The sequence below is a fragment of the Quadrisphaera sp. RL12-1S genome (genome assembly GCF_014270065.1).
GTDB lineage: Bacteria > Actinomycetota > Actinomycetes > Actinomycetales > Quadrisphaeraceae > Quadrisphaera.
Genome location: NZ_JACNME010000001.1, coordinates 593,108 through 617,945, shown reverse-complemented (window position 1 = coordinate 617,945; position 24,838 = coordinate 593,108). Strand labels below are relative to the sequence as shown.

Sequence of the window (24,838 nt, the reverse complement as noted above, 5' to 3'; positions counted from 1 at the left end):
CAGGTCAGACCAGGTTCTACGGTTCCCGTGATCCCGCACACCCAGCCGAAGGAGTCTAGGCGTGTCACATGTTTCGGACCACCTGGAGAGCGACGACTACCTGGCCAGGCGCCAGCTGCGCACCGGTAGCGCCGGCTGGCTGCTGCTGGCGGGGCTGGGCGTCAGCTACGTCATCTCCGGTGACTACTCGGGGTGGAACTTCGGGCTCGAGCAGGGCGGCTTCGGCGGCCTCGTCGTCGCCACCGTCGTGGTCGCCGGGATGTACCTGGCGCTCGTGCTGGGGATGGCCGAGCTGAGCTCGGCGCTGCCCACCGCGGGCGGTGGCTACACCTTCGCCCGGCGCGCCCTCGGCCCGTGGGGCGGGTTCGCCACCGGCACGGCGATCCTCATCGAGTACGCCATCGCCCCCGCGGCCATCGCCACCTTCATCGGCGCCTACGTGCAGTCGCTGGGGCTCTTCGGCATCACCGACGGCTGGTGGGTGTACCTCGCCGTCTACGCCCTCTTCGTGGGCATCCACCTCGTCGGGGTGGGCGAGGCGCTCAAGGTCATGTTCGTCGTCACCGCGGTGGCGGTGGTGGGCCTGGTGGTCTTCGCCCTCGCGGCGCTCCCGCGCTTCGACGCCGCCAACCTCACCGACATCACCCCGACGTCGGCCGCCGGGGCGTCGGAGCTGCTGCCCCACGGATACCTGGGCATCTGGGCCGCCATCCCGTTCGCGATCTGGTTCTTCCTCGCCGTCGAGGGCGTCCCCCTCGCCGCGGAGGAGACCAAGGACCCCGCCCGCAACGTGCCCCGCGGCATCATCGTGGCGATGCTCGTGCTGCTGGCCACGTGCGCGGTCACGCTGGTGCTCGTCACCGGCGCCGGCGGGGCCCAGGCCATGTCCACGTCCGGCAACCCCCTGGTGGAGGCGCTGGGAGGCTCGGCGGCCGCCACGGTGGTCAACTACATCGGCCTCGCGGGCCTGGTCGCCAGCTTCTTCTCCATCATCTACGCGTACTCGCGCCAGCTGTTCGCGCTCTCCCGGGCGGGCTACCTGCCGCGCGGGCTGTCCGTCACCAACCGCCGCAAGACGCCCACGCTGGCTCTCGTCGTCCCCGGGGTCATCGGGTTCGTGCTGTCGATGACCGGGGAGGGGGCGCTGCTGCTCAACATGGCGGTCTTCGGAGCGGCGCTCAGCTACGTGCTCATGATGGTCAGCCACGTCGTGCTGCGGGTGCGCGAGCCCGACATGCCCCGGCCGTACCGGACGCCCGGCGGCGTCGTCACCACCGGGTTCGCCCTCGTCGTCGCCGTCCTCGCGGTGGTCGCGACCTTCCTCGTGGACAGCACCGCGGCGCTGTGGTGCCTGGGGGCCTTCCTCGCCTTCATGGCCTACTTCGCGCTGTACAGCCGCAAGCGCCTGGTCGCGAACTCCCCGGACGAGGAGTTCGCCGCCCTGGCCGAGGCGGAGAAGGACCTGGGCTGACGCTCACGCCCCGAGCGGCCGCCGGGCCAGGAGGACCAGCTCCAGCCCGGGCCGGTCGGGAGCGTCGCGGACCTCCACGTCCTCGAAGCCGGCCGCTCGCAGCGCCGCCACGACCTCCTCGCGGCTGCGGAAGCGGAGCACCGACCGCGAGGTGAGCAGCGCGCCGTCCGCGGCGAAGGCGAACGACTGGGTGAACACCACGGTGGGCGAGGACGGCGGACCGCTGACCTCGTCCACCGCGGTCCAGGTGCGGACCTCCCCGACGCCGGGCAGGTGGGACGTGCGCTCGGTGGCCTCGCGGGTCCAGCCCTCCCACGCGCGGGCCTGCGGCACGCGCGTCTCGACGGCGAAGAGCCCGCCGGGCACGAGCGCCTCGCGGGCGGCGCCCAGCAGGACGGCCCAGTCGTCGTCGTCCACCACCGCCTGGGCGGCGTTCCCGGTCATGGTCACGAGGTCGACGACGACGGGGGGCACCAGCCCCGCCAGGGCCCGGGCGTCGCCCAGCACCCACCGGACCCGCTCGGCTCCCGCCTTGGCCCGGGCCACGTCCAGCGACCCTGCTGCCGGGTCGAGCCCAGTCACGCCCAGCCCGCGCTCGGCGAGCAGGAGCGCCAGGACCCCGGTGCCGCAGCCCACGTCCAGCGCGGTCCGCGCGCCCGTCGCCGCGGCCAGGTCCAGGTAGGGCTGGAGGTCGCTGCGGTCGGGGTCGAGGGCGTCGTAGACGCCCACCAGCCGCGGGTGCTCGTCGTGCGCGTCGGGGGCCACCGGTCCATCCCCCCACGTCGGGACGGCCACCGTCCACGGGTTTCGGCCGGCTCCCGCCGCGGGGCTGCGGTCTCAGCGCTGGGGGATCTCGCCAGTGCTCGCGAGCTCGGCGGCGATGTCGTGCAGCTTGCGGTGCGTGTGCTGGCTGTAGCGCGCCAGCAGCTCGAACGCCTGGTCCGCGCTGAGCCGGTGGCGCTCCATGAGGATGCCCTTGGCCTGGCCGATGACGTCGCGGTGCGCCAGGCCCCGGCTGAGGTTCTCCAGCTTCCGGGCGTTCGCCACGGCCACCGCCGCGTGCGCGGCCAGCAGCAGCCCGACGTCCTCCGCGTCGTCGTCGAAGGCCGCCGGCCGCTCGGCGAGCAGGTTGAGCGCGCCGAGGTTGTCGCCGTCCACGTACAGCTGCAGGCACAGCGCGCTGGCAGCGCCCAGCTCGGAGGCCCGGGCGGCCAGCGCCGGCCACCTCCGGTCCTCCGCGGCGAGGTCGGCGACGCGGGTGGTCTGGTGCTCGAAGGCGGCGTCGAGGCAGGGACCCTGGCCGAGCTCGGTCTGCAGCTCGTCGAGGCGGCGGCCGACCGCGCTGGTGGCCGCGGCGGTCGTGACGGTGCGGCGGCCCCTCACCAGGGAGATGCTGCCGTGCTGGGCGCGCGGGACCAGCGCGACGGCTGACCGCACCACGCGGTCGAGCACGCCCTGCGAGGTCGGATCGGCGTGCATGGCCCGCGCCAGGTCCGCCAGGCGCCGGGCCAGGCCACCCCCCTCGCCCTGCGGGCCGGGTGGCGCTCCGGAGCTCCCGCCTGCACCCACGGCCCCAGCCTCGCAGCCGCAGGCGGACAGCACCTCTGGATCAGCGGACCGCTACAGCCCCTGCCGATAGGACAGGCATGAGCACCGTCCCGGCACCGCCCCACCCCACGACGGCGGAGATCGGGCCCGATGTCGACGCCCTGCGGGCGGCGTGCGAGGAGCTCGTCCAGACCGCCGCCGACCCGGCTGCCGCCCGGGCGCTGGTGGTCCGCGTGTGGGCCCTGGGCGCGGCGGCGGCCGACCACCTGCTGCTCGACCTGCGCGACGTCGCCGCGTGCGCCGCCGCGCGCAGCGGCACCGAGCCGGGCGCGGCAGACCTCCTCGAGGCGCTGGGGCGCCACGACGACGCCGCCGGCCTGCGCGACGCGGTGGCGAGCGGCCTCGCCGCGCACGAGCGGACGGTCCGGGAGGCCGCCGTCGCCGAGCGCGCCGTCCTCGCGGCGCGCGCCGCCGCCCGAATCGCGGCGGTGGTGCACCACCGCGGCGCCAGCACCCGCGCCGCCTGAGGCGCCCCGCCGCCGAGCGGCGGGTCAGCGGGTGATGACGCTGCGCAGGCCGCCTCCGGGCCGGAGCACCGCGGCCCTGGCGGTGCTCACGGCTGGGCCTCCCGGGAGGCGGCGGCGAGCACCGAGCCGCTGCGCTCGATGGCCCGGGCCTCCCCGCGGGCGTCCAGGCCCCGGCAGGCGATGAGGTAGACGACGGCCGGGACGACCAGGCCGACGACGGGTGCCAGGTCCACCCCGCCGAGGGCGTTCGCGACCGGGCCGGTCGCGAAGTCCGCCACGTTGATGAAGGGCAGCTCGCACAGGACGCCGACGCCGTAGGCCACCAGGCCCCGCCAGCCCCAGCGCCCGTAGACGCCGTCGGGGGTGAAGAGGTCGGCGATGGCGTAGTGGCCCCGGCGGACCACGAAGTAGTCGACCAGGTTGACCGCCGTCCACGGCGCGAGCAGGTAGATCATGAGCAGCAGCGCGGTGTTGACGGCGGCGCTGGCGTCGGTGAGGGCCACGCCGGCGACGGTCCACACGACCGCCAGCACGAGGATGGCGACCACGCGCACCGTGCGGGTGCGCGGCACCGGGCGGATCGAGTCGATGCCGGTGACGAGGGAGAGCATGCCGCTGTAGGCGTTCAGGCCCATGGTGGCCACCAGCGCGAGCACCGACAGCACCGTCAGGGCGGTGCCCAGGTGGGGCACCACCGCGTTCCCGGCGTCGTGGATCCCGCCGAGGGCGTCGGTCACCCCGAGGTTGGTGGCGAACCACGCGCCCAGCGGGATGAGCCAGGCCGGGGAGGCGCTGGCGCCCCAGAACACGCTGGCGATGATCTTCCAGGGCGCCGTGTCCTCGGGCAGGTAGCGCGAGTAGTCCGAGACGTAGGGCGCGTAGGTGATGTTGTAGCTCGCCGAGACCGTGAACATGATCAGGAAGCCGGTGCCGCTGAAGCCCCCGGGGGCGGTCGGCGCCGCGCCCCCGGCCGCCCCGGTGACGACGCCGATCGTCAGGACCACCCAGAACGGCAGCGACACCCAGAACAGCACCGTGAAGGCGAGGTGCAGCCAGTCGTGGCCGAAGATCGCCAGTGCGGTCGCGACAGCGCCGATGACGACGCCGACCACCACGGTGTCCCAGCCGAACAGCCCCTGCAGGCCCTCGCCGATGATGACCGTGTCGACGATGTTGAAGGCGACGAAGGTGATGAGGGAGCCGACGAGGGGGACGAGCACCCCGCGGTACCCGAACTGGGCCCGCGACTGGATCATCTGGGGCAGGCCCAGCTGCGCGCCCTGCGTGGCGTGGAAGGCCATGAAGAGCGTGCCGAAGAGGATCCCCGCGATGCCGGCCACGGCGGTCCAGCCCAGTGACAGGCCCACGGTCGGCCCGACCAGGCCGATCGCGACGGTGAAGGGCTGGAAGTTGCCGAGGAACCAGAAGGGCCCCTGCGCGCGCACGCGGCCGTGGCGCTCGGAGGTGGGGACCCAGTCGAGGGACCGGGCCTCGACCAGGGGCGTCCGGGGGGCGGCCGGCGAGCTGGCCTCGGGCGTGGGGCTGGCTGGTGCCATGGTCGCTCCTGCGTGGTCGGGTGGCGCCGTGAGTGGGGTCACCCTCCCGCCGGTGCGCAGCGCCGTCAACCCTGGTTTCCCAGATCCGACCCGGGGTTGCCAAGTCGCTCCGCGGTCGGCGAGAGTCATGGCCCCAGCCGGCTCGACGGGGAGGTCATCGGTGCCGTCATCGACCACCGCGGGAGGTGCGCCGCCCCCGGCCGCGCTCGTCGCCGCGGCCGACCGCCTCGTGGACGCCTGCTCCGCCAGCTCCGCCGACGACGCCGTCTTCTTCGTCCACGAGCACCTCTCGCCGCACCCGCTCGCCGGTGTGGCGTGAGGCCGCGGTGAGCGGACCCGTCCACGGCGCCCGCGCGGAGGACCCCTCCGGGACCGCAGCCGCCGTCGGGCCGCGGCTGCGGGCCGCGCGCAGCGCCCGGCGGCTCAGCCTCGAGGAGGTCGCGCGCACCGCCGGGGTCACCAAGGGCTACCTGTCCAAGCTGGAGCGCGGCCAGGTCGGGGCGTCGGTGGCCGTGCTGGTGCGGCTCTGCGAGGCCCTGGACGTGGCCCCGGGCACCCTGTTCGAGCCCGCCGCACCCGGCGAGGTGCTGCGGGCCGGTGACTACCCGCCCCTCGACTTCGGCGGCACGGGGCTGCGCGAGCACCTCCTCACGCCGCGGGGGGAGGCGCGTCTGGCGGTCATCCTCAGCGACATCGACGCCGACGGCGGCGGTGGTGACGAGCCGTACGCCCTGCCCGCCGACGTCGAGGTGGCCCTGGTGCTCGAGGGGAGCCTGGAGCTGCGGTTCCCCGACTCCGGGGGGCCGGTGCGGCTGGGCGCCGGGGACGTGCTGACCTTCGACCCCGGTGAGCGCCACACGTTCACCGCGGGCCCCGACGGCGCCCGGGTGCTGTGGGTCATCACCCCGGGGATGCTCACGACCCGGAGCGCCAGCGGCTCTCCGGTCGACCTGCGCCAGCGGCGCCACCCCCGGCCCGGATGACGTCCCCGCGGGCGGCCGCGGAACGCACCAGGGCGCCCAGCTCCACCAGGTCGGCGACGGTGACGTCGGCCTCGAGGCCGCCCACGCCGGCGACCTGGGCGCCGGCGGCCCGCCCAGCGCTGGCGCCCGCCGCGGAGTCCTCCACGACCAGGCAGGCCGAGGTGGGCACCCCGAGCCGGGAGGCGGCGAGCCGGTAGCCCGCCGGGTCGGGCTTGCCGGCCGGGACGTCCTCGACGGTGACCAGCACCGGGGCGCGCACCCCTGCCGCGCGCAGCCGGACCTGCGCGAGCCGCAGGTCGGCGTTGGTCACCACGGCCCACGGCAGGGCCAGCTCCTCGACGAGCTCGACCACCTCCCGGGCCCCGCGCGCGGCGACCACGTCGGCCACGTCGTCGTACTGGAGCTCCAGCTGGCGGGCCGCGCCGGCGTCGACCTCGCGGTCGGTCAGGCCGGGCAGGAGGAGCCGGACCAGGTCCTCGGCGGACCCGCCGTGCGCGCAGCGCACCGCCTGGTCGACGTCGGCGCCGTGCTCGCGGGCCCAGGTCGCCCAGGCGCGCTCGACCGCCGCGCGCGAGTCCACGAGCGTGCCGTCCATGTCGAACAGGACGGCGCCGACCGGTCGCAGCCGGGTCGCGCCAGCAGCCTCCGTCACCGCAGCAGCAGCTCTGCCGTGGAGGTGTCCGTGACCAGGCGGTTGAAGAAGCCCGCGGCCGCGCCCGCCCGGATGCCGAGCAGCTTCTCCTGGCCGCGCGCCACGGCGATGGTGACGGGCACCCGGCGCAGCGTCTCCAGGGGGGTGGACAGCATCGACTCGCTGCCCGGGAAGGCGACCTCCTGGCCGTCCGCGTCGTAGAAGCGCGAGCAGACGTCCCCCACGGCACCCGCGAGGCTCCTCACGTGCGCCCGGGCGTAGTGGGGCAGGGACCTCGGCGAGGTGGGCGGCGCCCCCACGCCCAGCACGGCGCACCGGGCCTGGTCCCACAGCCCGACGACGCGGGAGGCGGCCGGGTCCTGCAGGAGGCTCTGGCGCAGCCAGGGGCTGGGCACGGCCGGGGCGTAGAGGAAGGCCGGCCGCCCGTCGACGCGCGCGGCGAACTCCCGGGTGATCTCGCTGGTCTGGTACCACGCCTCCGGCTCGGCGAAGCCGCCCACGGTGGGGGCTACCACCACGCCGTGCAGGGCGGGCAGGTCGCAGTGCGCGGCCGCGTAGCACATCTTCCCCGAGGAGATCAGGACGACGTCCCCCGCGGCCAGCTCCGCGTCGAGCAGTGCCGATCCCAGCGCCGGACCCATGCTGGCGCCGAGCACCTCGGGGGCGGTGTCGGCGAAGACGTAGACGCGCTGGAGCCCGAGCCGAGCGGCGACCTCCTCGCCCAGCGACCCCTCGTCGGGGGCGGGCGGGAGCACCTTGATCTGCACCATGCCGCGGCGCTTGGCCTCGGAGACGAGCCGGCTGACGGTGGCCTGGCTGATCCCCAGCCGGGCGGCGACCTCGGCCTGGGTGGCGTCCTGCTCGAAGTAGAGCACCGCCGCGGCGTGCAGCAGCTCTCCGGGACCGCGCGCCTGGCTCGGCTGTGCGCTCATGCGGTCAGTCCCCCTCCCACGTCGTCCACGGGTGCTCATCATGCTCGACCGGGGAGGGCTTGAGGTCACGATGAGGTCACGATGAATAATTCACGCTGGACGTTCATTCACGGCCCACCTAGTTTCCTCGTCGTGGTCCGGAGGAGCCGGGCCCGACGAGGGGGTCGCCGTGGGGCAGACGATGCAGGCCGTGGTGTGCCACGGGCCGGAGGACTACCGCCTGGAGGAGGTCGCTCGGCCCGAGCTGCCCGCCGGTGGAGCGCTGGTGCGCGTCGAGGCGGTCGGCATCTGCGCGAGCGACCTGAAGTGCTACCACGGGGCCGCGAAGTTCTGGGGTGACGAGAGCCGCCCGGCGTGGGCCGAGACCGAGGTCGTCCCCGGGCACGAGTTCGTCGGGGTCGTCGAGGACGTCGACGACGAGGCCGCCGCGCGCTGGGGCGTGGCGGTGGGTGACCGGGTCACCTCCGAGCAGATCGTGCCCTGCTGGAAGTGCCGCTACTGCCTGCGCGGGGCCTACCACATGTGCGCGGTGCACGACCTCTACGGCTTCAAGCGGCGCACCCCCGGGGCGATGGCGGAGTACATGGTGTTCCCGCCCGAGGCGCTCGTGCACAAGATCTCCAAGGACCTCCCCCCGGCGCACGCGGCCTTCGTGGAGCCGCTGTCGTGCTCCCTGCACGCGGTGGAGCGCGCCGACATCCAGTTCGAGGACGTCGTGGTGGTCGCCGGCTGCGGACCGATCGGCCTGGGCATGATCGCTGGCGCCAAGGCGAAGGGCGCCGCCCACGTGGTGGCCCTGGATGCGGTGGCCTCCAAGCTGGACCTCGCCCGGCGCTCGGGAGCCGACACGGTCCTCGACATCACCCAGGACGACATCTACGCCGCCGTGCGGGACCTCACCGGCGGCTTCGGCGCCGACGTCTACCTGGAGGGCACGGGCCACCCGGCGGCGGTCAAGCAGGGCCTGAACCTGCTGCGCAAGATGGGGACCTACGTGGAGTACGGCGTCTTCGGCTCCGAGGCGAGCGCCGACTGGTCGATCATCAGCGACGACAAGGAGCTCGACGTGCGAGGCGCGCACCTCGGCCCGCACACCTGGCCCAAGGCCGTCCAGATGATCGAGTCCGGGGTGCTGCCCCTGGACGACATCTGCACCCACCAGCTGCCGCTCTCGCGGTTCCAGGAGGGCCTGGACCTCGTGGGTGCGGGGACGCGGTCCGTGAAGGTGTCGCTGCTGCCCGGTGGCCCGGCGTGACGGCCGCCCGCACGGCCACCAGAGCGGGGACCCGCGGGGGGTCGGGCCTGCAGCGCACGCGCGACTGGGCGCTGGAGAACCTGGACTCGCCCCTCTCCGTCGCCGACCTCGCCTCCCACGCGCGCCTGCACCCGCAGACCCTGGCGCGCCGGTGGCGCGACGAGACCGGTCTGCCGCCGTTCCGCTGGCTGACCCTGGCGCGGCTCGAGCGGGCCAAGGACCTGCTGGAGCAGACCGACCTGGAGCCGCGCTCGATCGCGCGGGTGTGCGGCATGGGCACCTCCTCCAGCTTCCGCAGCCGCTTCGTGCGGGAGACCGGCGCCCCGCCGGCGCGGCACCGCACCGCCCACCGCGGCCACTGACAGGCAGATCGTTACCCGCGGCTCCTCCGAGTCGCGCCCACCTGGTGTTAACCTGCAACATCCGTGCACGCGCTTGCACGGATGTGCATCAATGACGATGGGAGTGCCGACGATGGCATCACGTCCTGCCGCGCAGGAAGAGGCGTCAGCGCCGCCCCTGCTCGAGATGCGGCACATCATCAAGCGCTACGCCGGCGTCACCGCGCTCAAGGACGTCTCGCTCACGGTGCGGCGGGGTGACATCCACGCCATCTGCGGCGAGAACGGGGCCGGCAAGTCCACGCTGATGAAGGTCCTGTCGGCCGTGGAGCCGCACGGCACGTTCGAGGGGCAGATCTTCCTCGACGGGCAGGAGTGCCGGTTCCCCGACATCAAGCACAGCGAGCAGGCCGGCATCGCGATCATCCACCAGGAGCTCGCGATGATCCCCGAGCTGTCGGTGATGGAGAACCTCTTCCTCGGCAGCGAGCGGACCCGGCGCGGTGTGATCGACTGGAACGAGGCCTACGCGACGGCCGTGCGCCTGCTCGACCAGGTGGGCCTGCGCGAGGACCCCTCGACCCCGATCAAGAACCTCGGGGTCGGCAAGCAGCAGCTGGTGGAGATCGCCAAGGCGCTCCACAAGAACGCCAAGCTGCTCATCCTCGACGAGCCCACCGCGGCCCTCAACGAGAGCGACTCCCAGCACCTGCTGGACCTCATCCTGCAGTTCCGCGAGCGGGGTCTGACCTGCATCATCATCTCCCACAAGCTCAACGAGATCGAGCGCGTGGCCGACGCCGTCACGATCATCCGCGACGGCCAGACCATCGAGACCATCGACGTCCGCGTCGAGGGCATCAACGAGGACCGCATCATCCGCGCGATGGTCGGCCGCACCCTCGACCACCGCTTCCCCGAGTACACGCCCTCGATCGGGGAGACGTACTTCGAGGTCAAGAACTGGACCGTCCGCCACCCCGAGGTCCCCGAGCGGCTGGTCTGCGACGACGAGAGCTTCTTCGTCCGGCGGGGCGAGATCGTCGGCTTCGCCGGTCTGGTCGGCGCGGGGCGCACCGAGCTGGCCCGCAGCCTCTTCGGCCGCTCGTACGGCCAGTGGGTCTCCGGGACCATCACGCTGGACGGCCGCGAGATCGCCCCGAAGAACGTCAAGCAGGCCATCGACGCGGGCATGGCCTACGTCTCCGAGGACCGCAAGACCCTCGGGCTCAACCTGCTCGACTCGATCGGCGAGACGACCATCTCGGCGGCGCTCAAGAAGGTCTCCCGCGGTGGCGTCATCGACGACAGCAGGTCCTTCGTCGCCGCGGAGGGGTACCGCAAGGAGCTCCGCACCAAGTCGACCAGCGTCCTGCAGGGGGTCCGGCAGCTGTCCGGCGGCAACCAGCAGAAGGTCGTGCTGGCCAAGTGGCTCTTCACCACCCCGGAGCTGCTGATCCTGGACGAGCCCACGCGCGGGATCGACGTCGGCGCGAAGTACGAGATCTACGGGGTGATCCAGAAGATCGCCGCCTCGGGACGAGGGGTCATCCTCATCTCCTCCGAGCTCCCCGAGCTCCTCGGTCTGTCCGACCGGATCTACACCATCAACGAGGGGCGCATCTCCGGCGTCCTCGACCGCGACGAAGCGGACCAAGAGAGCCTGCTCAGGCTCATGACCCTGGAGCGGAAGGCCGTCCGATGAGCACGTCCACCAGCGCAGCGCGCACCTCAGGAGGCGCCCCGAGCCGGGCCCGGCAGATCGGGGAGCTGGTCAGCAGCAACCTGCGCCAGTTCGGCATGGTGATCGCCCTGGTGCTGCTCCTGCTGTTCTTCCAGGTGCAGACGGGCGTCGCCCTGACCCCCGGCAACATCATCAACATCATCCAGGGCAACGCCTACGTGCTCATCCTGGCCGTGGGCATGGTCCTGGTGATCATCGCCGGTCACATCGACCTGTCCGTCGGCTCCGTGGCCGCCTTCGTGGGCGTCGTCGTCGCCAAGCTCATCCAGGACGGCGGCGTGCCGCCGTACCTCGCGATCCTGCTGGGGCTGGCGGTCGCGATCCTCGTCGGGGCCTGGCAGGGGTTCTGGGTCGCCGTGGTCGGGATCCCGGCGTTCATCGTCACGCTCGCGGGCATGCTCCTCTTCCGAGGGCTGAACCAGGTGCTCGGGCAGTCGACCACCATCCCCGTCCCGCAGCAGATCATCTACTTCGGCACGGCGTCGCTGCCCGAGGTGGGCCCGAACACGGGCTTCAACAACCTCACCGTGCTGCTGGGCCTGCTGGGCCTGGCGCTGCTGGTCTTCGTGGAGCTGCGCAAGCGGCGCAACGCCCTGCGCCTGGGCGCCCCCGCGGGCCCCGTCGGCGCGGTCATCGCCAAGCTGGTGCTGCTCGGTGCGGCGATCCTGGTCGCGACCTACCTCTTCGCCTCCGCGCCGGTGGGCCGCTCGTTCCCGATCGCCGGCATCGTCCTGCTGCTCCTCGTGGTGGTGTACGCCTTCGTCGCCGCCAAGACCCCGCTCGGCCGGCACATCTACGCCGTCGGCGGCAACCGCGCCGCAGCGGTGCTCACCGGCGTCAACGTGCGCCGGGTCAACTTCTTCGTGATGACCAACATGGGCTTCCTCGCCGGCGTGGCGGCGGTCGTCTTCATCGGCCGCTCCACCTCCTCCGGGCCCGCCGACGGCGTCGGGTGGGAGCTCGACGCCATCGCGGCCGTCTTCATCGGCGGTGCCGCCGTCTCGGGCGGCATCGGCACCGTGGTCGCCTCCGTCATCGGGGGCCTGGTCATCGCCGTCCTCAACAACGGCCTGCAGCTGCTCGGGGTGCAGGCCGACATCACCCAGGTCATCAAGGGCCTGGTGCTGCTGCTGGCGGTGGCCCTGGACGTCTACAACAAGAGCCAGGGCAAGCCGTCGATCATCGGGCTCGTCATGCGGGGGCTGCGCCGCGACCCCCGCACCGGCCAGGACGGACCGCCGCCGGCCCAGCAGCCCGCCGCCGAGCCGCCGCTGTCCTCCACCCGGAGCTGACCCCAGCCCCTCCTGAACACACCGGTCCGCCGGACGTCGTCCGTCGGGTGGCTCGGTGCTGCCCACCCCCGTCCCACCGAACAGATTGGCAGCCTTCCGATGATGAACATCGCTCGCCGCAAGTTCCTGACCCTCGGCGCCGTCGGCGCCGTCGGCCTCGCCCTGTCCGTGTCCGGCTGCAGCCAGCGGGCCGGCACCGACGCCACCGCCACCGGCAGCGGCAGCGGCGCCGGCGCGGCCGCCGGCGGCTTCGCCGCAGGAAGCCTCATCGGCGTCTCCCTGCCGCAGAAGACCAGCCAGAACTGGGAGGACGCCCAGCGCCTCTTCCCCGAGAAGCTCAAGGCGGCCGGCTTCGAGAGCCAGGTCCAGTTCGCCAACAGCGGCGTCGCCGAGCAGCAGAGCCAGATCTCCGCGCTCATCACCCGCGGCGCCAAGGCGCTGATCATCGGCCCGATCGACGGCTCCCAGCTCGGCTCGCAGCTGGCGCAGGCGAAGGCGGCGGGCATCCCCGTCATCTCCTACGACCGCATGATCACCAACTCGGCCGACGTGAACTACCTCGTGACGTTCCAGCCCGACAAGGTGGGCGAGCTGCAGGGCCAGAGCCTGCTGCAGGGCCTCGAGGCCAAGGCCGGCCACCCGGCTCCCTACAACGTCGAGCTGTTCGCGGGCTCCCCGGACGACAACAACGCCCGCATCTTCTTCGAGGGCGCGATGAAGGTCCTGCAGCCCAAGATCGACGACGGCACGCTCAAGGTGCCCTCGGGCCAGGTCAGCTTCCAGCAGGCCGCCACCCAGGGCTGGGACCCCAAGACGGCGCAGAACCGGATGGACTCCATCCTCACCGCCAACTACTCCGGCGCCACCCTCGACGGTGTCCTGTCGCCCAACGACACGATCGCCCGCGCGCTGATCACCTCGATCACCAACGCCGGCAAGCCCGTGCCGCCGATGACCGGCCAGGACTCCGACCCCGAGAGCATCAAGCTCATCAAGGACGGCGTGCAGTACAGCACCATCGACAAGCCGACCCTGTCGCAGGTGGACGCCTCGGTGGAGATCGTCAAGCAGCTCGCCGCGGGGCAGAAGGTGAGCGTCACCAACGGCGAGTCCGACAACGGCGTCACGAAGATCCCCACGGACTTCCTCGACCCCACGCTCGTGACCTCGGCCAACCTCGCCGAGGTGTACGGCAAGGACCCGGTCCGCGGCCCCATCGCCACCGGCCAGGGCTGACCGGCGCCCCTGGCGCCCGTCGGCGAGCGGGGGGTCGCAGCGCGAGCTGCGGCCCCCCGTCCTGCTGCCCGAGCCCGCTCGCATCTCGCTCGCAGCCCGCCCTCAGCCCCCTCGCGCACGGCGCGGAGGGGGCCTCCGCAGCGCTATGCTGTGAACGCATTCCCACAGACGTGAACATCCTCCCAAGGAGAGACCATGCCGGAAGCAGACTCGACCCCCACGAAGAACTACTTCGAGGACGTCCCCGTCCAGGACCAGGGCTTCTTCCTCAAGGGCGCCGCCTCGCTGGACTGGGGCATGAAGAACCGGCTCTCGCGGATCTTCCGGCCCAGCAGCGGTCGCACCGTGATGCTCGCCGTCGACCACGGCTACTTCCAGGGCCCCACCACCGGCCTGGAGCGCCTCGACCTGGCCATCCCGCCGCTGCTGCCGCACGCCGACGCCCTCATGGCCACGCGCGGGGCCATCCGCAGCACCGTCACCCCGGCCACCGACAAGCCCGTGGTGGTGCGCGCCAGCGGCGGCCCCAGCGTGCTGCGCGAGCTCTCGGACGAGCGGCTCGCGATGAGCATCGAGGACGCCGTGCGCCTCAACGCGTCCGCGCTGGCGGTGCAGGTGTTCATCGGCAGCGAGAACGAGACGCAGTCCATCAAGAACCTCACCACCCTGGTCGACCAGGGCCACCAGGTGGGCATCCCGGTCATGGCCGTGGTCGCGGTGGGCAAGGACATGGTCCGCGACGCCCGCTACTTCCGCCTGGCCACGCGCATGATGGCCGAGCTGGGCGCGCAGATCGTCAAGTGCTACTACGTGGCCGAGGGCTTCGGCTCCGTCGTCGCCTCCTGCCCCGTGCCGATCGTGGTGGCGGGCGGCAAGAAGCTCCCCGAGCTCGAGGCCCTGCAGATGACGGCGAACTGCGTCGCCGAGGGCGCCCTCGGCGTGGACATGGGCCGCAACATCTTCCAGAGCGACAAGCCCGCAGCCATGATCCAGGCCGTCTCGGCCATCGTGCACGAGGGCGCGTCCGTCGAGGACGCCTACGCCCTGTACCGCGACGGCGTCGCGTGAGCGGCACCTTCGACGGCCGCGCGGCCGTGGTCACGGGCGCCGCCGGGGGCATCGGGCTGGCCGTCTCCGAGGCGCTCATGGCCGAGGGCGCCCGGGTGCTGGGGCTCGACCTCGCCGAGGGCGTCGCGACGGCGTCAGCGGACCCCCGGTGGACCGGTGTGCGGACCGACGTCACGGACGCGGGGGCGGTGCACGACGCCGTCGAGGCGTTCCGCGCGTCCGTGGGACGCGTGGACCTGCTGGTGTCCAACGCGGGGATCTTCACCGCCGGCCAGCACATCGTCGACCTGGAGGTGGAGACCTTCCGGCGCAGCCTGGAGGTGAACCTCACCAGCCACCTGGTGGTGCTCAAGGAGGTCCTCGCGGCCATGGGCGACGGGCCCGGCTCGATCGTCATCATCGGCTCGCGCAACGTCGCCGCGCCCGGTCCGGGCGCCGCCGCCTACTCGGCCGCCAAGGCCGGCCTGACCCAGCTGGGCCGGGTGGCGGCCCTGGAGCTGGCACCCCGGGGCATCCGCGTCAACATCGTCCACCCCGACGCCGTCTTCAACACCGGCCTGTGGACCGACGAGGCGCTGGCGTCCAGCGCCAAGCGCTACGGGATGAGCGTCGAGCAGTACAAGCGCAACACCCTCCTCGGCGTGGACGTGCGCCTCAGCGACGTCAGCGACGCCGTGCTCGCGCTGCTCAGCGACCGGTTCGCCCGCACCACCGGCGCGCAGGTGCCGGTCGACGGGGGCAACATCCGCGTCATCTGACGCCCGCCCGAGGCGGACGCGCGGAAGGGCCGGTGGGCTCCCGACGGGAGCCCACCGGCCCTTCCGCGCGTCCGGTAGAGCGCCGGGGCCTCAGGAGCCGGGACGCACGACCACCTTCACGGCCTCGGGGGAGGCGGCCGCGACCAGCGCCTGGTCGATCTCGTCGAGGCCGAAGGAGTGCGTGACCAGCGACCCGACGTCCACCCGGCCGCGCTCCACGAGGCGGACGGCGGCGCGGTGGTCGTCCACCGTGGAGTTGGAGCTCCCGGTCACGGTCAGCTCCCCGTAGTGGATGCGGTTCGGGTCGACCTCGGACAGGCGGTCCTTGGGGAACCCCGCGAAGAAGTTCACCCGACCCCGGTGGCGGGCCCCGGCCAGGGCCTGGTCGACCAGGGCGGGGACCCCGATGCACAGGACCACCACGTCCGCCCCGACCCCGTCGGTGAGGTCGGCCATGATCGCCGGCAGGTCCTCGTGGACGGGGTCCACCACCACGTCGACGCCCAGCCGGGTGGCCAGGGCCCTGCGGGAGGCCACGGGCTCGCTGACCACCACCGTGCGGGCACCCGCGACGCGGGCCAGCTGGGCGTGCATCAAGCCGATCGCCCCGCCGCCCACCACGAGGACGACGTCGTCCACGTCCACGCGGTACAGCCTCTGGGCGTGCAGGACGCACGAGAGCGGCTCGGCGAGGGAGACCTGCTCGAACGGGACCTCGGGGGCGGCGACCACGAGGTTGCCCCCCGCCACCGCCCGGGCCGAGACGAGCATGTGCTCGGCGAGGCCGCCGTCGAGGTCGTGCCCCAGCACCTGGGCCGTCCGGCAGAGGTTGGCGGCACCGCGGCGGCACATGTCGCACGTCCCGCACACCACCGACGGCGCCACTCCCACGTGGTCGCCCACCCGCACGCGGTCCACACCGCGCCCGACGCGCTCCACCACGCCCGCGGACTCGTGCCCGAGGACGACGGGCACCCGCACGCCCTTCGACTTGGCGCCGGAGGCGATGCGGAGGTCCGTCCCGCAGATGGTGTTGGAGGCCACGCGCACGAGCACCTCCCCCTCGCCCGGGACGGGCAGCTCGACGTCGCGCACGGCGACCTGGCCCGAGCCCTCGTAGACGGCGGCTCTCATGCCGGTTCCCTTCTGGTGGTGCTCAGCTGCGCTGAGCGAGGACGGCGCGGACCGTCGCCGCGTCGGAGACGAGCACGTGGACGAGCCCGCTGAGCAGGGAGGCCCGGATGATGCGGACCTTGGACCGCCCGAGGGCCACCGCCACCACGCGCGGGATGCCGCGCAGCGAGGCCTCGTCGAGGGTGACCATGCGCTCGCCCAGGTCGGAGGGGACCACCGCACCGGCGGCGTCGAGCATGTGGCCGGCGGCGTCACCCACCACCCCGAGCTCTGCGCACCTGGCCAGCTCGTCTCGGCCCACGTAGCCGGCCCGCAGGAGCGAGGACCCCTCGGGCTCGAGCGTCCCCAGGCCGATGAGGGCCAGGTCCGCCGTCGCGGCGGCGGACAGCACGCTCGCGAGCGGCGGCTGGCGCAGCAGGGCCTGGGCGAGGGCGGCGTCGTCCACCACCAGCGGGGCGTTGAGGGTGCGGTGCACGCCGCCGAGGCGCCGAGCGAACGTCTGCGCCAGCTCCGGCCCGTCGATGGCGGGGCGGGACGTGCCGGAGGCGCCGATCATCTGCACCACCAGCGCCTGGCTGGACGGGTCCTCCGGCAGGGCGCCGGCCACCGCCGCCACCGTCTCGCCCCAGGAGATCGCCAGCGTGCCGCCGGCCGGCAGGTGGTCCTGCAGGTACCGCGCCGCGAGGGCGCCGACCCTGTCGACGGCCGCGGTGGGCACCCCCTGCGCCGGGTCGGCCACCACCAGCGCGGAGCAGCCGGGGAAGGCCGCGGCCAGCCGCTCCTCGAGGTCGTGGTCGCGCGGGAGGGGGCGCTCCACGGTGATCTGCACGATGCCCGTCTGCCGCGCCTCGGTGATCATGCGCGACACCGAGGAGCGGGAGACGCCGACGCCGGCGGCGATCGCGTTCTGGTCCAGCCCCTGCAGGTAGTACATGCTCGCGATGGACGCGACGAGCTCGCGCCGCGCCAGGTCCTCCTCGCGCACGGCCATCAGGCACCCGCCGCCAGCGCGGTGGCCCGGTGCAGCAGCGGACGCATCGCCGCGTACGACTCGGTGTAGAGGTCCACCCACGGCCGGTAGGCCTCGGTGGCGGCCGCGTCCGGCTCCACCACGCGCCCGGGCCGGACCATCGCCCGGGACGCTTCCGCGGTGGAGGGGTACAGGCCGGCGCCCGCCGCCGCCAGGACGGCGGCCCCGAGCACGGCGACGTCGGGCTGGGCGGTGGTCCGGATCGGCAGACCGGCGACGTCGGCGTGCGCCTGCAGCCACAGCGGGCTGTTGAGGGCACCCCCGCACGCGACGATCTCGTCGACGGCGTTCCCCGCCTGCCGCATGGTGCGGATGATGTTCTCGGTGCCGAAGCACACCGACTCGACCAGGGCCCGGTAGATGTGGTGCGGCCCGTGGGACAGGCTCAGCCCCCAGATCATCCCGCGCGCGCTCGGATCGATGTGCGGCGTGCGGTTGCCCTGCAGGTAGTCGAGGGCCACCACGCCCTCCGACCCCGGGGGCAGCGCGGCGGCGTCCTCGTTGAGCCGCCGGTACAGCGCCGCCAGCTCCGCGGGACCCGCGTCCTGCCCGGCCAGGGAGCGGACGTACCAGGCCACCATCGCGCCGGTGGTGATCTGGCCGCCCTCGATGGTGAACTGCCCCGGCAGCACCGCGTCCGTGTAGGAGCCGAACAGGCCCTTCGTGTAGCGGGGCACCGGCGTCTGGAGCATGTGGACGTGCGAGGAGCCGGTCACCATCGCCAGGCTCCCCGGTCCGGTCACGCCCAGGCCCAGCATCGCCACGAACGCGTCGGCCCCACCGCCGGCCACCGGGATGCCCGCCGGCAGCCCGAGCTCGGCGGCGGCGGTCGCGGTGAGCTGGCCCACCACCTCGCCCATCGGGACGACGCGCTGCGGCACCTTCGCGCGCAGCTCCGGGACGCCCACCGCGTCCCACAGGTCCACGGGCCAGCCGCCCCGGAGGCGGTCGTAGTAGCAGCGGATCGCGGCGGAGTCCTCCGAGGCGGCCCGCTCACCGGTGAGCTGGAAGGCGATCCACTCGGCGTAGTCGGCCAACCAGGTGGTGGCCTCGAAGGTGGCCGGCTCGTGGCGCTTGAGCCACATCGCCTTGCCGAGCATCCACTCCGCCGAGGCCTGGTCCCCACCGGTGTAGCGCAGCGCGGGCGAGCGCGTGGCACCGATCTCCGCCGCCTCCGCGCTGGCCCGGGAGTCCATCCACATGAGGGCGGGCCGCAGCGGCCTGTCGTCGTCCCCGACGCACACCATGGTGAAGCTCGTGGCGGCGGTGGCGATGCCGGCGACCCGGGAGGGCGCGACGCCGGAGACGGCCAGCACCTCCTGGACCCCCGCGCTGAGCCCGAGCCACCAGTGCTCGGGCTTCTGCTCCGCCCAGCCCGACCGCGGGAACCGGGTCGGGTAGGGACGTCGGGCCACCGCGAGAGCCGTCCCGGACGGGTCGAACAGACCCACCCGGACGCCCTCGGTCCCCCCGTCGACGCCCAGCAGCAGCGGGCCGTCCGGCGCGTTCGTCATCATCGACCCACCCTGGCAAGCGAGGCTCTGGGAACACCAGATCGCTCACATACTCTCACAGTTACGCACGAATGTGCGTCGGGGTGGCCCCCCTGCCAGGCTCGCCGGGGGTGCTCAGCGGGTCGCGGCCTCGAGCAGCTCCAGCACGTGCCGGTAGGGACGGCCCGTGGCGCGCGTCATCCCCAGCTCGCACGTGCGGTTGGCCGAGACGTAGGCGTCGTAGGTGCGCTCGGCCACGTCGGCGGCCTCCCTGGCGGTGGCGCTGGCGGTCAGCTCAGGGTGCAGCAGCCCGCGGTCGCCAGCGTAGGCGCAGCAGCCCCACGACGGCGGGACGACCACGTCGTCAGCCACCGCCTGCGCGACCTCGACCAGCGCGGACGTGGTGCCCAGCGCCTCCGTCGAGCAGGTCGGGTGCACCACGACCGAGCCGAGCCGGCGCGTCACCGCGAGCCGGCCGAGCAGGTGGTCGGCCGCGAAGCGGGTGGCGTCGACGACGGTCAGGGGCGGCGTCGGCTCCGTGCCCGCCCGTGCCCCGGCCCACGCCGCCTGCAGGCCCTCGGTGCAGCTGGCGGCGTCGCACACCACGGGCAGCTCGCCCCCGCGGGTGGCCTCCAGCAGCGCGGCCACCAGCCGCGAGGCCATGGTGGCCTGCCCCGCGCGCAGCCCCTTGGACTTCCAGGGCGTGGCGCAGCACAGCGAGCCCAGCCCCTCGGGCGTCACCAGCGCCACGCCGGCGCGCTCGGCGAGGGCGACCAGTGCGGCGGTCGCCCCGAGGCCGCCGGCCGCGCCCTCCGGCCCCCCGTCGGGCCCGAACAGGGTGCCGGTGCAGGACGCGAAGAGCACCGCCGCGGGCTCGCCGGACGGCCGCAGCACCGGGCGCGGCCGCCCGCCCGCGGGCAGCTCCGGGGAGTAGGAGGGCACCCGGTCGGCGCCGAGCACCGCGCGGGCCGCCGTGGTCGTCGCTCGCACCAGCGGGACGGGCAGCCTCCCGGCCGCGGTGAGCGCGGCTCCACCGACGCGGGTGGCGGCGCCCCAGTGCCGCGCGGCCAGGTCCCAGCCCGCGTCGAGCGCGGCGGGGGCGGACTCGGCGCGCAGGCGCCGCACGAGGTCACCGGTGTTGATGTCCACCGGGCAGGCCTGGGCGCACAGCCCGTCCACCGCGCAGGTCTGCACGCCGGCGTACTCGTAGTCCTCGGTGAGCCGGGCGGCGAGGTCGTCGTCGCCGGCGGCGCGGGCCGCCGCCAGCTCGCGGCGCAGCACGATGCGCTGGCGGGGGGTGAGGGTGAGGTCCTTGCTGGGGCAGCCGGGCTCGCAGTAGCCGCACTCCACGCACCGGTCCACCTCCTCCTCGACGGTCGGCACGGTCTTGAGGTGGCGCAGCCACGCCCCGGGGTCGGCGTCGACGACCACGCCGGGGTTGAGCAGGCCCGCGGGGTCGAAGAGGCGCTTGACCTCGAGCATGAGGTCGTGCAGGAAGTCGCCGTACTGGCGGCGCACGAACGGCGCCATGATCCGCCCGGTGCCGTGCTCGGCCTTGAGCGAGCCGCCGGCGCCCAGCACCAGGTCGACGAGGTCGGCCGTGAAGCGCTGGTAGCGCTCCAGGCTCGCCGGGTCCTCGAAGCGCTCGTTGACCAGGAAGTGGATGTTGCCGTCCTTGGCGTGCCCGAAGATGACCGAGCTGTCGTAGCCGTGCACCTCGAAGAGCCGGGTCAGCCCCTCGCAGGTCTCCAGCAGCGCCTCGACGGGGACCACCACGTCTTCCAGCAGCGCCGTGGTCCCTGACGGCCGCGCTCCGGCGACCGCGGTGTAGAGGCCCTTGCGGACGTGCCACAGCGCGGCCCGCTCGCCCGCGTCGGTGGTGAGCTCGGCGGGCGCGGACAGGGGCAGCGCGTCGAGCACGGGGGTGGTGCGCGCCCGGGCCGCGGCGAGCTCCCCGGCGGTGGCGGCCTGCAGCTCCACCAGCAGCGCGGCGTGCTCCTCGACGGTGATCGCGGCGATGGCCGGCGGCACGTCCGACAGCCCCTGCGCCACCCGCAGGGACGCGGCGTCCAGGAGCTCGGCGGTGGCCGCTCCGGCCGCCACCAGGGCGGGCAGGGCGGCGGTGGCGGCGGACAGGTCGGGGAACACCAGCAGGCCGGTGGCGGCGTGCGGGTGCACCGGCACGGTCTCGAAGGTGGCCTCGGCCACGAACGCGAGCGTGCCCTCGCTGCCCACCAGCAGGTGCGCGAGGACCTCGACGGCGGTCTCGTGGTCGAGCAGGGCGTTGAGGCCGTAGCCCATGGTGTTCTTCATCGAGAACTGCCGCCGCACCTCGGCCACGGCGGCCGGGTCGGCGAGCAGCCGCTCGCGCAGCGACAGCAGGCCCGCGTGCAGGTCCGGGCGGACGGTGCGCAGCCGCTCGTCGGCGTCGGGCGCGCCGGTGTCGACGACGGTGCCGTCGGTCAGCACCGCCACCAGCGAGCGCAGGGTGCGGTACGTGTTCGCGGTGGTGCCGCAGGCCATGCCGCTGGAGTTGTTGGCCACCACGCCGCCGACCGTGCAGGCGACCTCGCTGGCCGGGTCCGGCCCCAGCTTGCGGGCGTGCCGCGCCAGCCGGGTGTTGACCTCGCGCACCGTGGCGCCCGGCTGGGCGCGCACCGTCAGCCCCCCGGCACCGACCTCCACGCCGCGGAACCCCGCGCGGACGTCGAGGAGCAGCCCGTCCGAGAGTGCCTGCCCGGACAGGCTCGTACCGCCGGACCTGAAGGTCACGGGCAGCCCGAGCTCGCTGGCCCGCGCCATCGCCGCGGCCACCCCCGCGGCGTCGCGGGCCGTGGCCACCACCTGCGGCAGCAGGAGGTAGTGGGAGGCGTCGTGGGCGCGGGCGCGGCGGTCCAGCTCGCGCCGGCTGGCGGTGACGCCGTCGGCCCAGACCTCCGCCTGCGACGGCGGGAGGGCCTCCAGCGGTGTGGTCGGCAGCGCCGGGCTGGCGACCGAGGGTCGGGTCGGGCTCATCACGCGCCACCTCCGGTGGTGGGCAGGGACGGGGCGGTGGCCATGGTGGTGCTGCTCAAGCTGCTGGTGCTGCTGGTGCTGTTCGCGGGGAGCGGGCGCAGCAGCTCCAGCGTGCTCGACGTCGTCCGCGCCGTCCAGGTCGTGGGTACCGCGGATGTGCCGCAGGGACGGACGCACGGGCTCTCTCACAAGACGTCGCCCCCCTCGCCGGTGCTACTTTCCAGGGGTCCTGAGGGGACTCGATGAGGAGCTCGCCCGTCCACCGCAGCGGCGGCCAGGGCCCCGGCAGCCGGGACCGGCCCGACCAGGGGACGACCGCGCAGGACCACCGCAGGAGGACCCATGAGCACCGCCGTTCCAGCCACACCCACCGACGACGACGTCGACCTCAGCTTCCGGCTGGACGGCAGGACCGCGCTGGTCACCGGCGCCGTCTCGGGCATCGGCTCGGCGATCGCCGACGTCTTCGCCGAGCGGGGTGCCCGCGTGGTGGTCGTCGACCTCGACGCCGATGCCGCGCAGCGGCGCGCCGGCGAGCTGGGCGGCGGGGCCGTGGGGCTGGGGTGCGACGTGTCCGACCCCGCCTCCGTCGAGGCCGCCGTGGCGGCGGCGGTCGAGGCGACCGGCGGGGTGGACGTGCTGGTCAACTGCGCGGGCATCGTCGACCTGGCGCCCGCGGAGGAGCTGTCCACCCGCGCCTGGGACCGGACCATCGCTGTGAACCTCACCGGGACGTTCCTGGTCAGCCAGGCGGTGGGACGCCGCATGCTGGAGGCGGGCCGCGGCAAGGTCATCTCCATGGCCAGCCAGGCCGCGAGCGTGGGACTGCTGGAGCACGCCGCCTACTGCGCCTCCAAGGCCGGCGTGGTGGGCCTGACGCGGGTGCTGGCCGCCGAGTGGGCCGGGCGCGGGGTCACCGCCAACTGCATCTCCCCGACCGTGGTGCTCACCGAGCTGGGCAAGAAGGCCTGGGCGGGGGAGAAGGGCGAGGCCGCCAAGCGGGAGATCCCGGTGGGCCGCTTCGCCGTGCCGCGGGAGGTGGCCGGTGCGGCCCTGTTCCTCGCGAGCGGTGCCTCGGACATGGTCAACGGCGCTGACCTCGTGGTGGACGGCGGCTACACGATCCGCTGACCTCGCTCACCGTCGGCGACCAGCACCGGACGGTGGGTCTGGGTGGTGGGCCCCGTGGGGCTCGAACCCACAACCCGCGGATTAAAAGATCGTCCTAAGGGACGCTCTGACCTGCGGAAACGTCCGTGATGACTGCTCTGACCAGCGCTTCGATTACTGGCGAGTGATGGGGACTGACGGCGGTTACTGGGGAGTCTGTGTACTTCTGGTGTACGCCAGCGGGAGCCGCCAGACCAGGCGACCTACGCTCGCCCCCATGGTCCACGACGACACGATGAACGCCCTGCTCTCCGAGTTCAGTGAGCGGGTGCTGACGTCGTCAACCTTCACTGCCCTCAGCGCTGATGACGCAGGTGCTGTGCGCGCGGCCCTGACGAGCGAGCCCCTCCCCTGGCATCAGGCCACGACGGGGATGGTGGCCTACGCGGTCGGGGGCGAGTCGCTGCACGAGCAGACCGCGCACGGCCTTGACCCTCTCGTGATCCAGACCAGGCACGCCATGGACTCCTCAGACTTCGAGCCCGTGGCGGCGATCTTCATCCGTGAGGTGCTCAAGGCACAGCGTCCGTAGGGTCGTTCGGCCCCCGGCCCGGACGTGGCACCGCCCTCCGCGCGGGGCGGCGATGTGCTTGTGCGGACTCAGTGCTTGGTGATCTGCATGCCGCCGGGCCCCTCGTTGAGGTAGCTGACGATGGGGATCATCGGCAGATCCTCTCGGCGCGGCTGGCCGGTGACCTTGAGGAAGCCCTGGCCGGTGGCCAGGTCCAGGTTGTACTCCTCGATGCGCTCGAAGCTGATGCGCTCGTGTGTCAGTACCCGGCGATCGTCGACGTCGTCAATCAGGTCGCTGTCGTCTTCTACCCAGCCCTCGCAGCGAGCAAGGTGCAGCAGGCCTGGCGTGATCCAGAACAAGACGTACATGAGGTAGGGCGCGCCACGCTCGTCGTGATGGATCAGGCGTATCCAGGCGTCCTCCGGCACCCGCAGGGGTAGCCCGAGATCGGCCCCCTGGAGGAACGCCATGGGAATCCACTTGCCGGGCAGCGGTGACGGTTCGCTCACAGGCGGTGAAGGTAGAGGCAGCCACCGACAACACGGAGGGCCCTGGCGCGCCACCGCCCCCGGTGCGCTGTGTACGACGGCAGCGCACCGAGGGCGAGGCGGTTGGCGAGCGGGCGAGACACCGCTGCGCCGTTCCCGAACGAGAGGAACACCACCAGCATGCCTCTAGGGGCAGGGCTGTGGGGACGACACGCCACCGCCCCGACCAGCGGGAGGCGGTGCTGGCCGGGGCGGGGCTGGTGGTGGCCACGGGGACGAACCGCAACCACCGGAGGCGGGGCGAGCTGCCGACGAGTCAGCCGCCCCGCTGGCTACAGGGCCTGCACGTCGTAGTCGACGGGCTCGCTGGCGTGCAGGCGCACCACGACCGACTCGGCCGGGGGCACCGGGATGGTCAGTGCCGGGTCGTCGGCCCGCAGCACCCAGCGCCACGGCCCGTTCGACGTCGGCGCGCTCCCGTCGGTGGTGACGTACAGCGCAGCGGCCCCGCTGGTGCGGGTCACCGTGACGTGGCTGGCGCCGTGGTCGGCGAACACCACCCGGTCCGAGCGATCCCCGGTGCGCCCGCTGACCACGGGCTGGTCACCGGGAGCGGTCTGCTGAGCCACGA

General features: G+C 73.6%; 25 protein-coding genes. 14 read left to right on the top strand and 11 right to left on the bottom strand.

The features are described 5' to 3' along the window. The first annotated feature begins 61 nt into the window (after window positions 1–61). Entirely contained in the window at window positions 62–1,471 is a 1,410-nt protein-coding gene (gene eat / locus H7K62_RS02935) for an ethanolamine permease (RefSeq protein WP_186716114.1), read from the top strand. A 3-nt stretch (window positions 1,472–1,474) separates the two neighbouring features. On the opposite strand, the gene H7K62_RS02930 is transcribed toward eat, so the two are convergent. Next, entirely contained in the window at window positions 1,475–2,236 is a 762-nt protein-coding gene (locus H7K62_RS02930; protein WP_186716112.1) for a class I SAM-dependent methyltransferase, read from the bottom strand. A 72-nt stretch (window positions 2,237–2,308) separates the two neighbouring features. Continuing rightward, the gene (locus tag H7K62_RS02925) at window positions 2,309–3,040 is read right to left on the bottom strand and encodes an ANTAR domain-containing protein (RefSeq protein ID WP_222436909.1); all 732 of its coding nucleotides are present in this window, start codon (window positions 3,038–3,040) and stop codon (window positions 2,309–2,311) included. Window positions 3,041–3,117: 77 nt separating this feature from the next. Between H7K62_RS02925 and H7K62_RS02920 the strand changes: the two genes are divergently transcribed. Then, window positions 3,118–3,546 carry a hypothetical protein gene (locus H7K62_RS02920; protein WP_186716110.1) on the top strand — a complete coding sequence of 143 codons (429 nt, stop codon included), beginning with the start codon at window positions 3,118–3,120 and terminating at the stop codon, window positions 3,544–3,546. A gap of 86 nt (window positions 3,547–3,632) precedes the next feature. Here the strand turns inward: H7K62_RS02920 and H7K62_RS02915 are convergent, their stop codons facing one another. Next, on the bottom strand, window positions 3,633–5,102 hold the full coding sequence (locus H7K62_RS02915) for a purine-cytosine permease family protein (RefSeq protein WP_186716109.1): 1,470 nt from the start codon (window positions 5,100–5,102) through the stop codon (window positions 3,633–3,635). A 160-nt stretch (window positions 5,103–5,262) separates the two neighbouring features. Here H7K62_RS02915 and H7K62_RS02910 point away from each other — a divergent pair, with 160 nt between their 5' ends. Together H7K62_RS02910 and H7K62_RS02905 are read left to right on the top strand one after the other, a co-directional pair. After that, window positions 5,263–5,421, top strand: a complete 159-nt coding sequence (locus tag H7K62_RS02910; RefSeq protein ID WP_186716106.1) for a hypothetical protein — start codon at window positions 5,263–5,265, stop codon at window positions 5,419–5,421. A gap of 7 nt (window positions 5,422–5,428) precedes the next feature. Then, the gene (locus H7K62_RS02905) at window positions 5,429–6,085 is read left to right on the top strand and encodes a helix-turn-helix domain-containing protein (protein WP_186716103.1); all 657 of its coding nucleotides are present in this window, start codon (window positions 5,429–5,431) and stop codon (window positions 6,083–6,085) included. Here H7K62_RS02905 and H7K62_RS02900 read toward each other — a convergent pair. Together H7K62_RS02900 and H7K62_RS02895 are read right to left on the bottom strand one after the other, a co-directional pair. Then, window positions 6,018–6,737, bottom strand: coding sequence for an HAD family hydrolase (locus tag H7K62_RS02900; protein ID WP_222436908.1), 720 nt, complete (start codon window positions 6,735–6,737; stop codon window positions 6,018–6,020). The genes H7K62_RS02905 and H7K62_RS02900 overlap by 68 nt on opposite strands. Next, entirely contained in the window at window positions 6,734–7,669 is a 936-nt protein-coding gene (locus H7K62_RS02895; RefSeq protein ID WP_186716101.1) for a sugar-binding transcriptional regulator, read from the bottom strand. Before H7K62_RS02895 ends, H7K62_RS02900 begins: the two co-directional genes overlap by 4 nt. 181 nt (window positions 7,670–7,850) lie before the next feature. On the opposite strand from H7K62_RS02895, the gene H7K62_RS02890 reads away from it, so the two are divergent. The 7 genes from H7K62_RS02890 to H7K62_RS02860 all read left to right on the top strand — a co-directional run bounded on the left by H7K62_RS02890 (window position 7,851) and on the right by H7K62_RS02860 (window position 15,363). Beyond that, window positions 7,851–8,924 (top strand): zinc-binding dehydrogenase, encoded by a 1,074-nt coding sequence (locus H7K62_RS02890; RefSeq protein WP_186716549.1) that lies wholly within the window; start codon window positions 7,851–7,853, stop codon window positions 8,922–8,924. Next, window positions 8,921–9,286 (top strand): helix-turn-helix domain-containing protein, encoded by a 366-nt coding sequence (locus tag H7K62_RS02885; protein ID WP_186716092.1) that lies wholly within the window; start codon window positions 8,921–8,923, stop codon window positions 9,284–9,286. The genes H7K62_RS02890 and H7K62_RS02885 overlap by 4 nt, the downstream gene beginning before the upstream one ends. A 112-nt stretch (window positions 9,287–9,398) precedes the next feature. After that, window positions 9,399–10,970: an ATP-binding cassette domain-containing protein gene (locus H7K62_RS02880; protein ID WP_186716090.1), complete on the top strand. Its 1,572-nt coding sequence runs from the start codon at window positions 9,399–9,401 to the stop codon at window positions 10,968–10,970. Window positions 10,971–11,065: 95 nt separating this feature from the next. Further along, the gene (locus H7K62_RS02875) at window positions 11,066–12,301 is read left to right on the top strand and encodes an ABC transporter permease subunit (RefSeq protein ID WP_370591598.1); all 1,236 of its coding nucleotides are present in this window, start codon (window positions 11,066–11,068) and stop codon (window positions 12,299–12,301) included. A gap of 102 nt (window positions 12,302–12,403) precedes the next feature. Then, window positions 12,404–13,537, top strand: a complete 1,134-nt coding sequence (locus H7K62_RS02870; RefSeq protein WP_186716086.1) for a substrate-binding domain-containing protein — start codon at window positions 12,404–12,406, stop codon at window positions 13,535–13,537. Between the two features lie 195 nt (window positions 13,538–13,732). Continuing rightward, the gene (gene lsrF / locus H7K62_RS02865; RefSeq protein ID WP_186716085.1) at window positions 13,733–14,605 is read left to right on the top strand and encodes a 3-hydroxy-5-phosphonooxypentane-2,4-dione thiolase; all 873 of its coding nucleotides are present in this window, start codon (window positions 13,733–13,735) and stop codon (window positions 14,603–14,605) included. Next, the gene (locus H7K62_RS02860; RefSeq protein WP_186716083.1) at window positions 14,602–15,363 is read left to right on the top strand and encodes an SDR family oxidoreductase; all 762 of its coding nucleotides are present in this window, start codon (window positions 14,602–14,604) and stop codon (window positions 15,361–15,363) included. The genes lsrF and H7K62_RS02860 overlap by 4 nt, the downstream gene beginning before the upstream one ends. A 90-nt stretch (window positions 15,364–15,453) precedes the next feature. Here the strand turns inward: H7K62_RS02860 and H7K62_RS02855 are convergent, their stop codons facing one another. From H7K62_RS02855 to H7K62_RS02840, 4 genes are all read right to left on the bottom strand, one after another. After that, the gene (locus H7K62_RS02855) at window positions 15,454–16,497 is read right to left on the bottom strand and encodes an alcohol dehydrogenase catalytic domain-containing protein (protein WP_186716081.1); all 1,044 of its coding nucleotides are present in this window, start codon (window positions 16,495–16,497) and stop codon (window positions 15,454–15,456) included. A gap of 22 nt (window positions 16,498–16,519) precedes the next feature. Then, window positions 16,520–17,488 carry a sugar-binding transcriptional regulator gene (locus H7K62_RS02850; RefSeq protein ID WP_186716073.1) on the bottom strand — a complete coding sequence of 323 codons (969 nt, stop codon included), beginning with the start codon at window positions 17,486–17,488 and terminating at the stop codon, window positions 16,520–16,522. Further along, window positions 17,488–19,044, bottom strand: a complete 1,557-nt coding sequence (locus tag H7K62_RS02845; protein WP_222436907.1) for an FGGY-family carbohydrate kinase — start codon at window positions 19,042–19,044, stop codon at window positions 17,488–17,490. Before H7K62_RS02845 ends, H7K62_RS02850 begins: the two co-directional genes overlap by 1 nt. Before the next feature lie 111 nt (window positions 19,045–19,155). Next, a complete protein-coding gene (locus tag H7K62_RS02840) occupies window positions 19,156–22,035 on the bottom strand; it encodes an FAD-binding and (Fe-S)-binding domain-containing protein (RefSeq protein ID WP_186716072.1) in 2,880 nt (959 codons plus the stop codon). A gap of 36 nt (window positions 22,036–22,071) precedes the next feature. Here H7K62_RS02840 and H7K62_RS02835 point away from each other — a divergent pair, with 36 nt between their 5' ends. The 3 genes from H7K62_RS02835 (at window position 22,072) to H7K62_RS02825 (ending at window position 23,737) form a co-directional block, all read left to right on the top strand. Then, the gene (locus H7K62_RS02835; protein ID WP_186716071.1) at window positions 22,072–22,281 is read left to right on the top strand and encodes a hypothetical protein; all 210 of its coding nucleotides are present in this window, start codon (window positions 22,072–22,074) and stop codon (window positions 22,279–22,281) included. Between the two features lie 96 nt (window positions 22,282–22,377). Beyond that, a complete protein-coding gene (locus H7K62_RS02830) occupies window positions 22,378–23,166 on the top strand; it encodes a GolD/DthD family dehydrogenase (RefSeq protein WP_186716070.1) in 789 nt (262 codons plus the stop codon). 256 nt (window positions 23,167–23,422) lie between these two features. Then, window positions 23,423–23,737: a hypothetical protein gene (locus tag H7K62_RS02825; protein ID WP_186716069.1), complete on the top strand. Its 315-nt coding sequence runs from the start codon at window positions 23,423–23,425 to the stop codon at window positions 23,735–23,737. A 68-nt stretch (window positions 23,738–23,805) separates the two neighbouring features. Here H7K62_RS02825 and H7K62_RS02820 read toward each other — a convergent pair whose 3' ends face one another. Together H7K62_RS02820 and H7K62_RS02815 are read right to left on the bottom strand one after the other, a co-directional pair. Then, window positions 23,806–24,228 (bottom strand): hypothetical protein, encoded by a 423-nt coding sequence (locus H7K62_RS02820; protein WP_186716068.1) that lies wholly within the window; start codon window positions 24,226–24,228, stop codon window positions 23,806–23,808. Window positions 24,229–24,539: 311 nt separating this feature from the next. Beyond that, a complete protein-coding gene (locus tag H7K62_RS02815; RefSeq protein WP_186716067.1) occupies window positions 24,540–24,836 on the bottom strand; it encodes a hypothetical protein in 297 nt (98 codons plus the stop codon). Window positions 24,837–24,838: the final 2 nt, after the last annotated feature.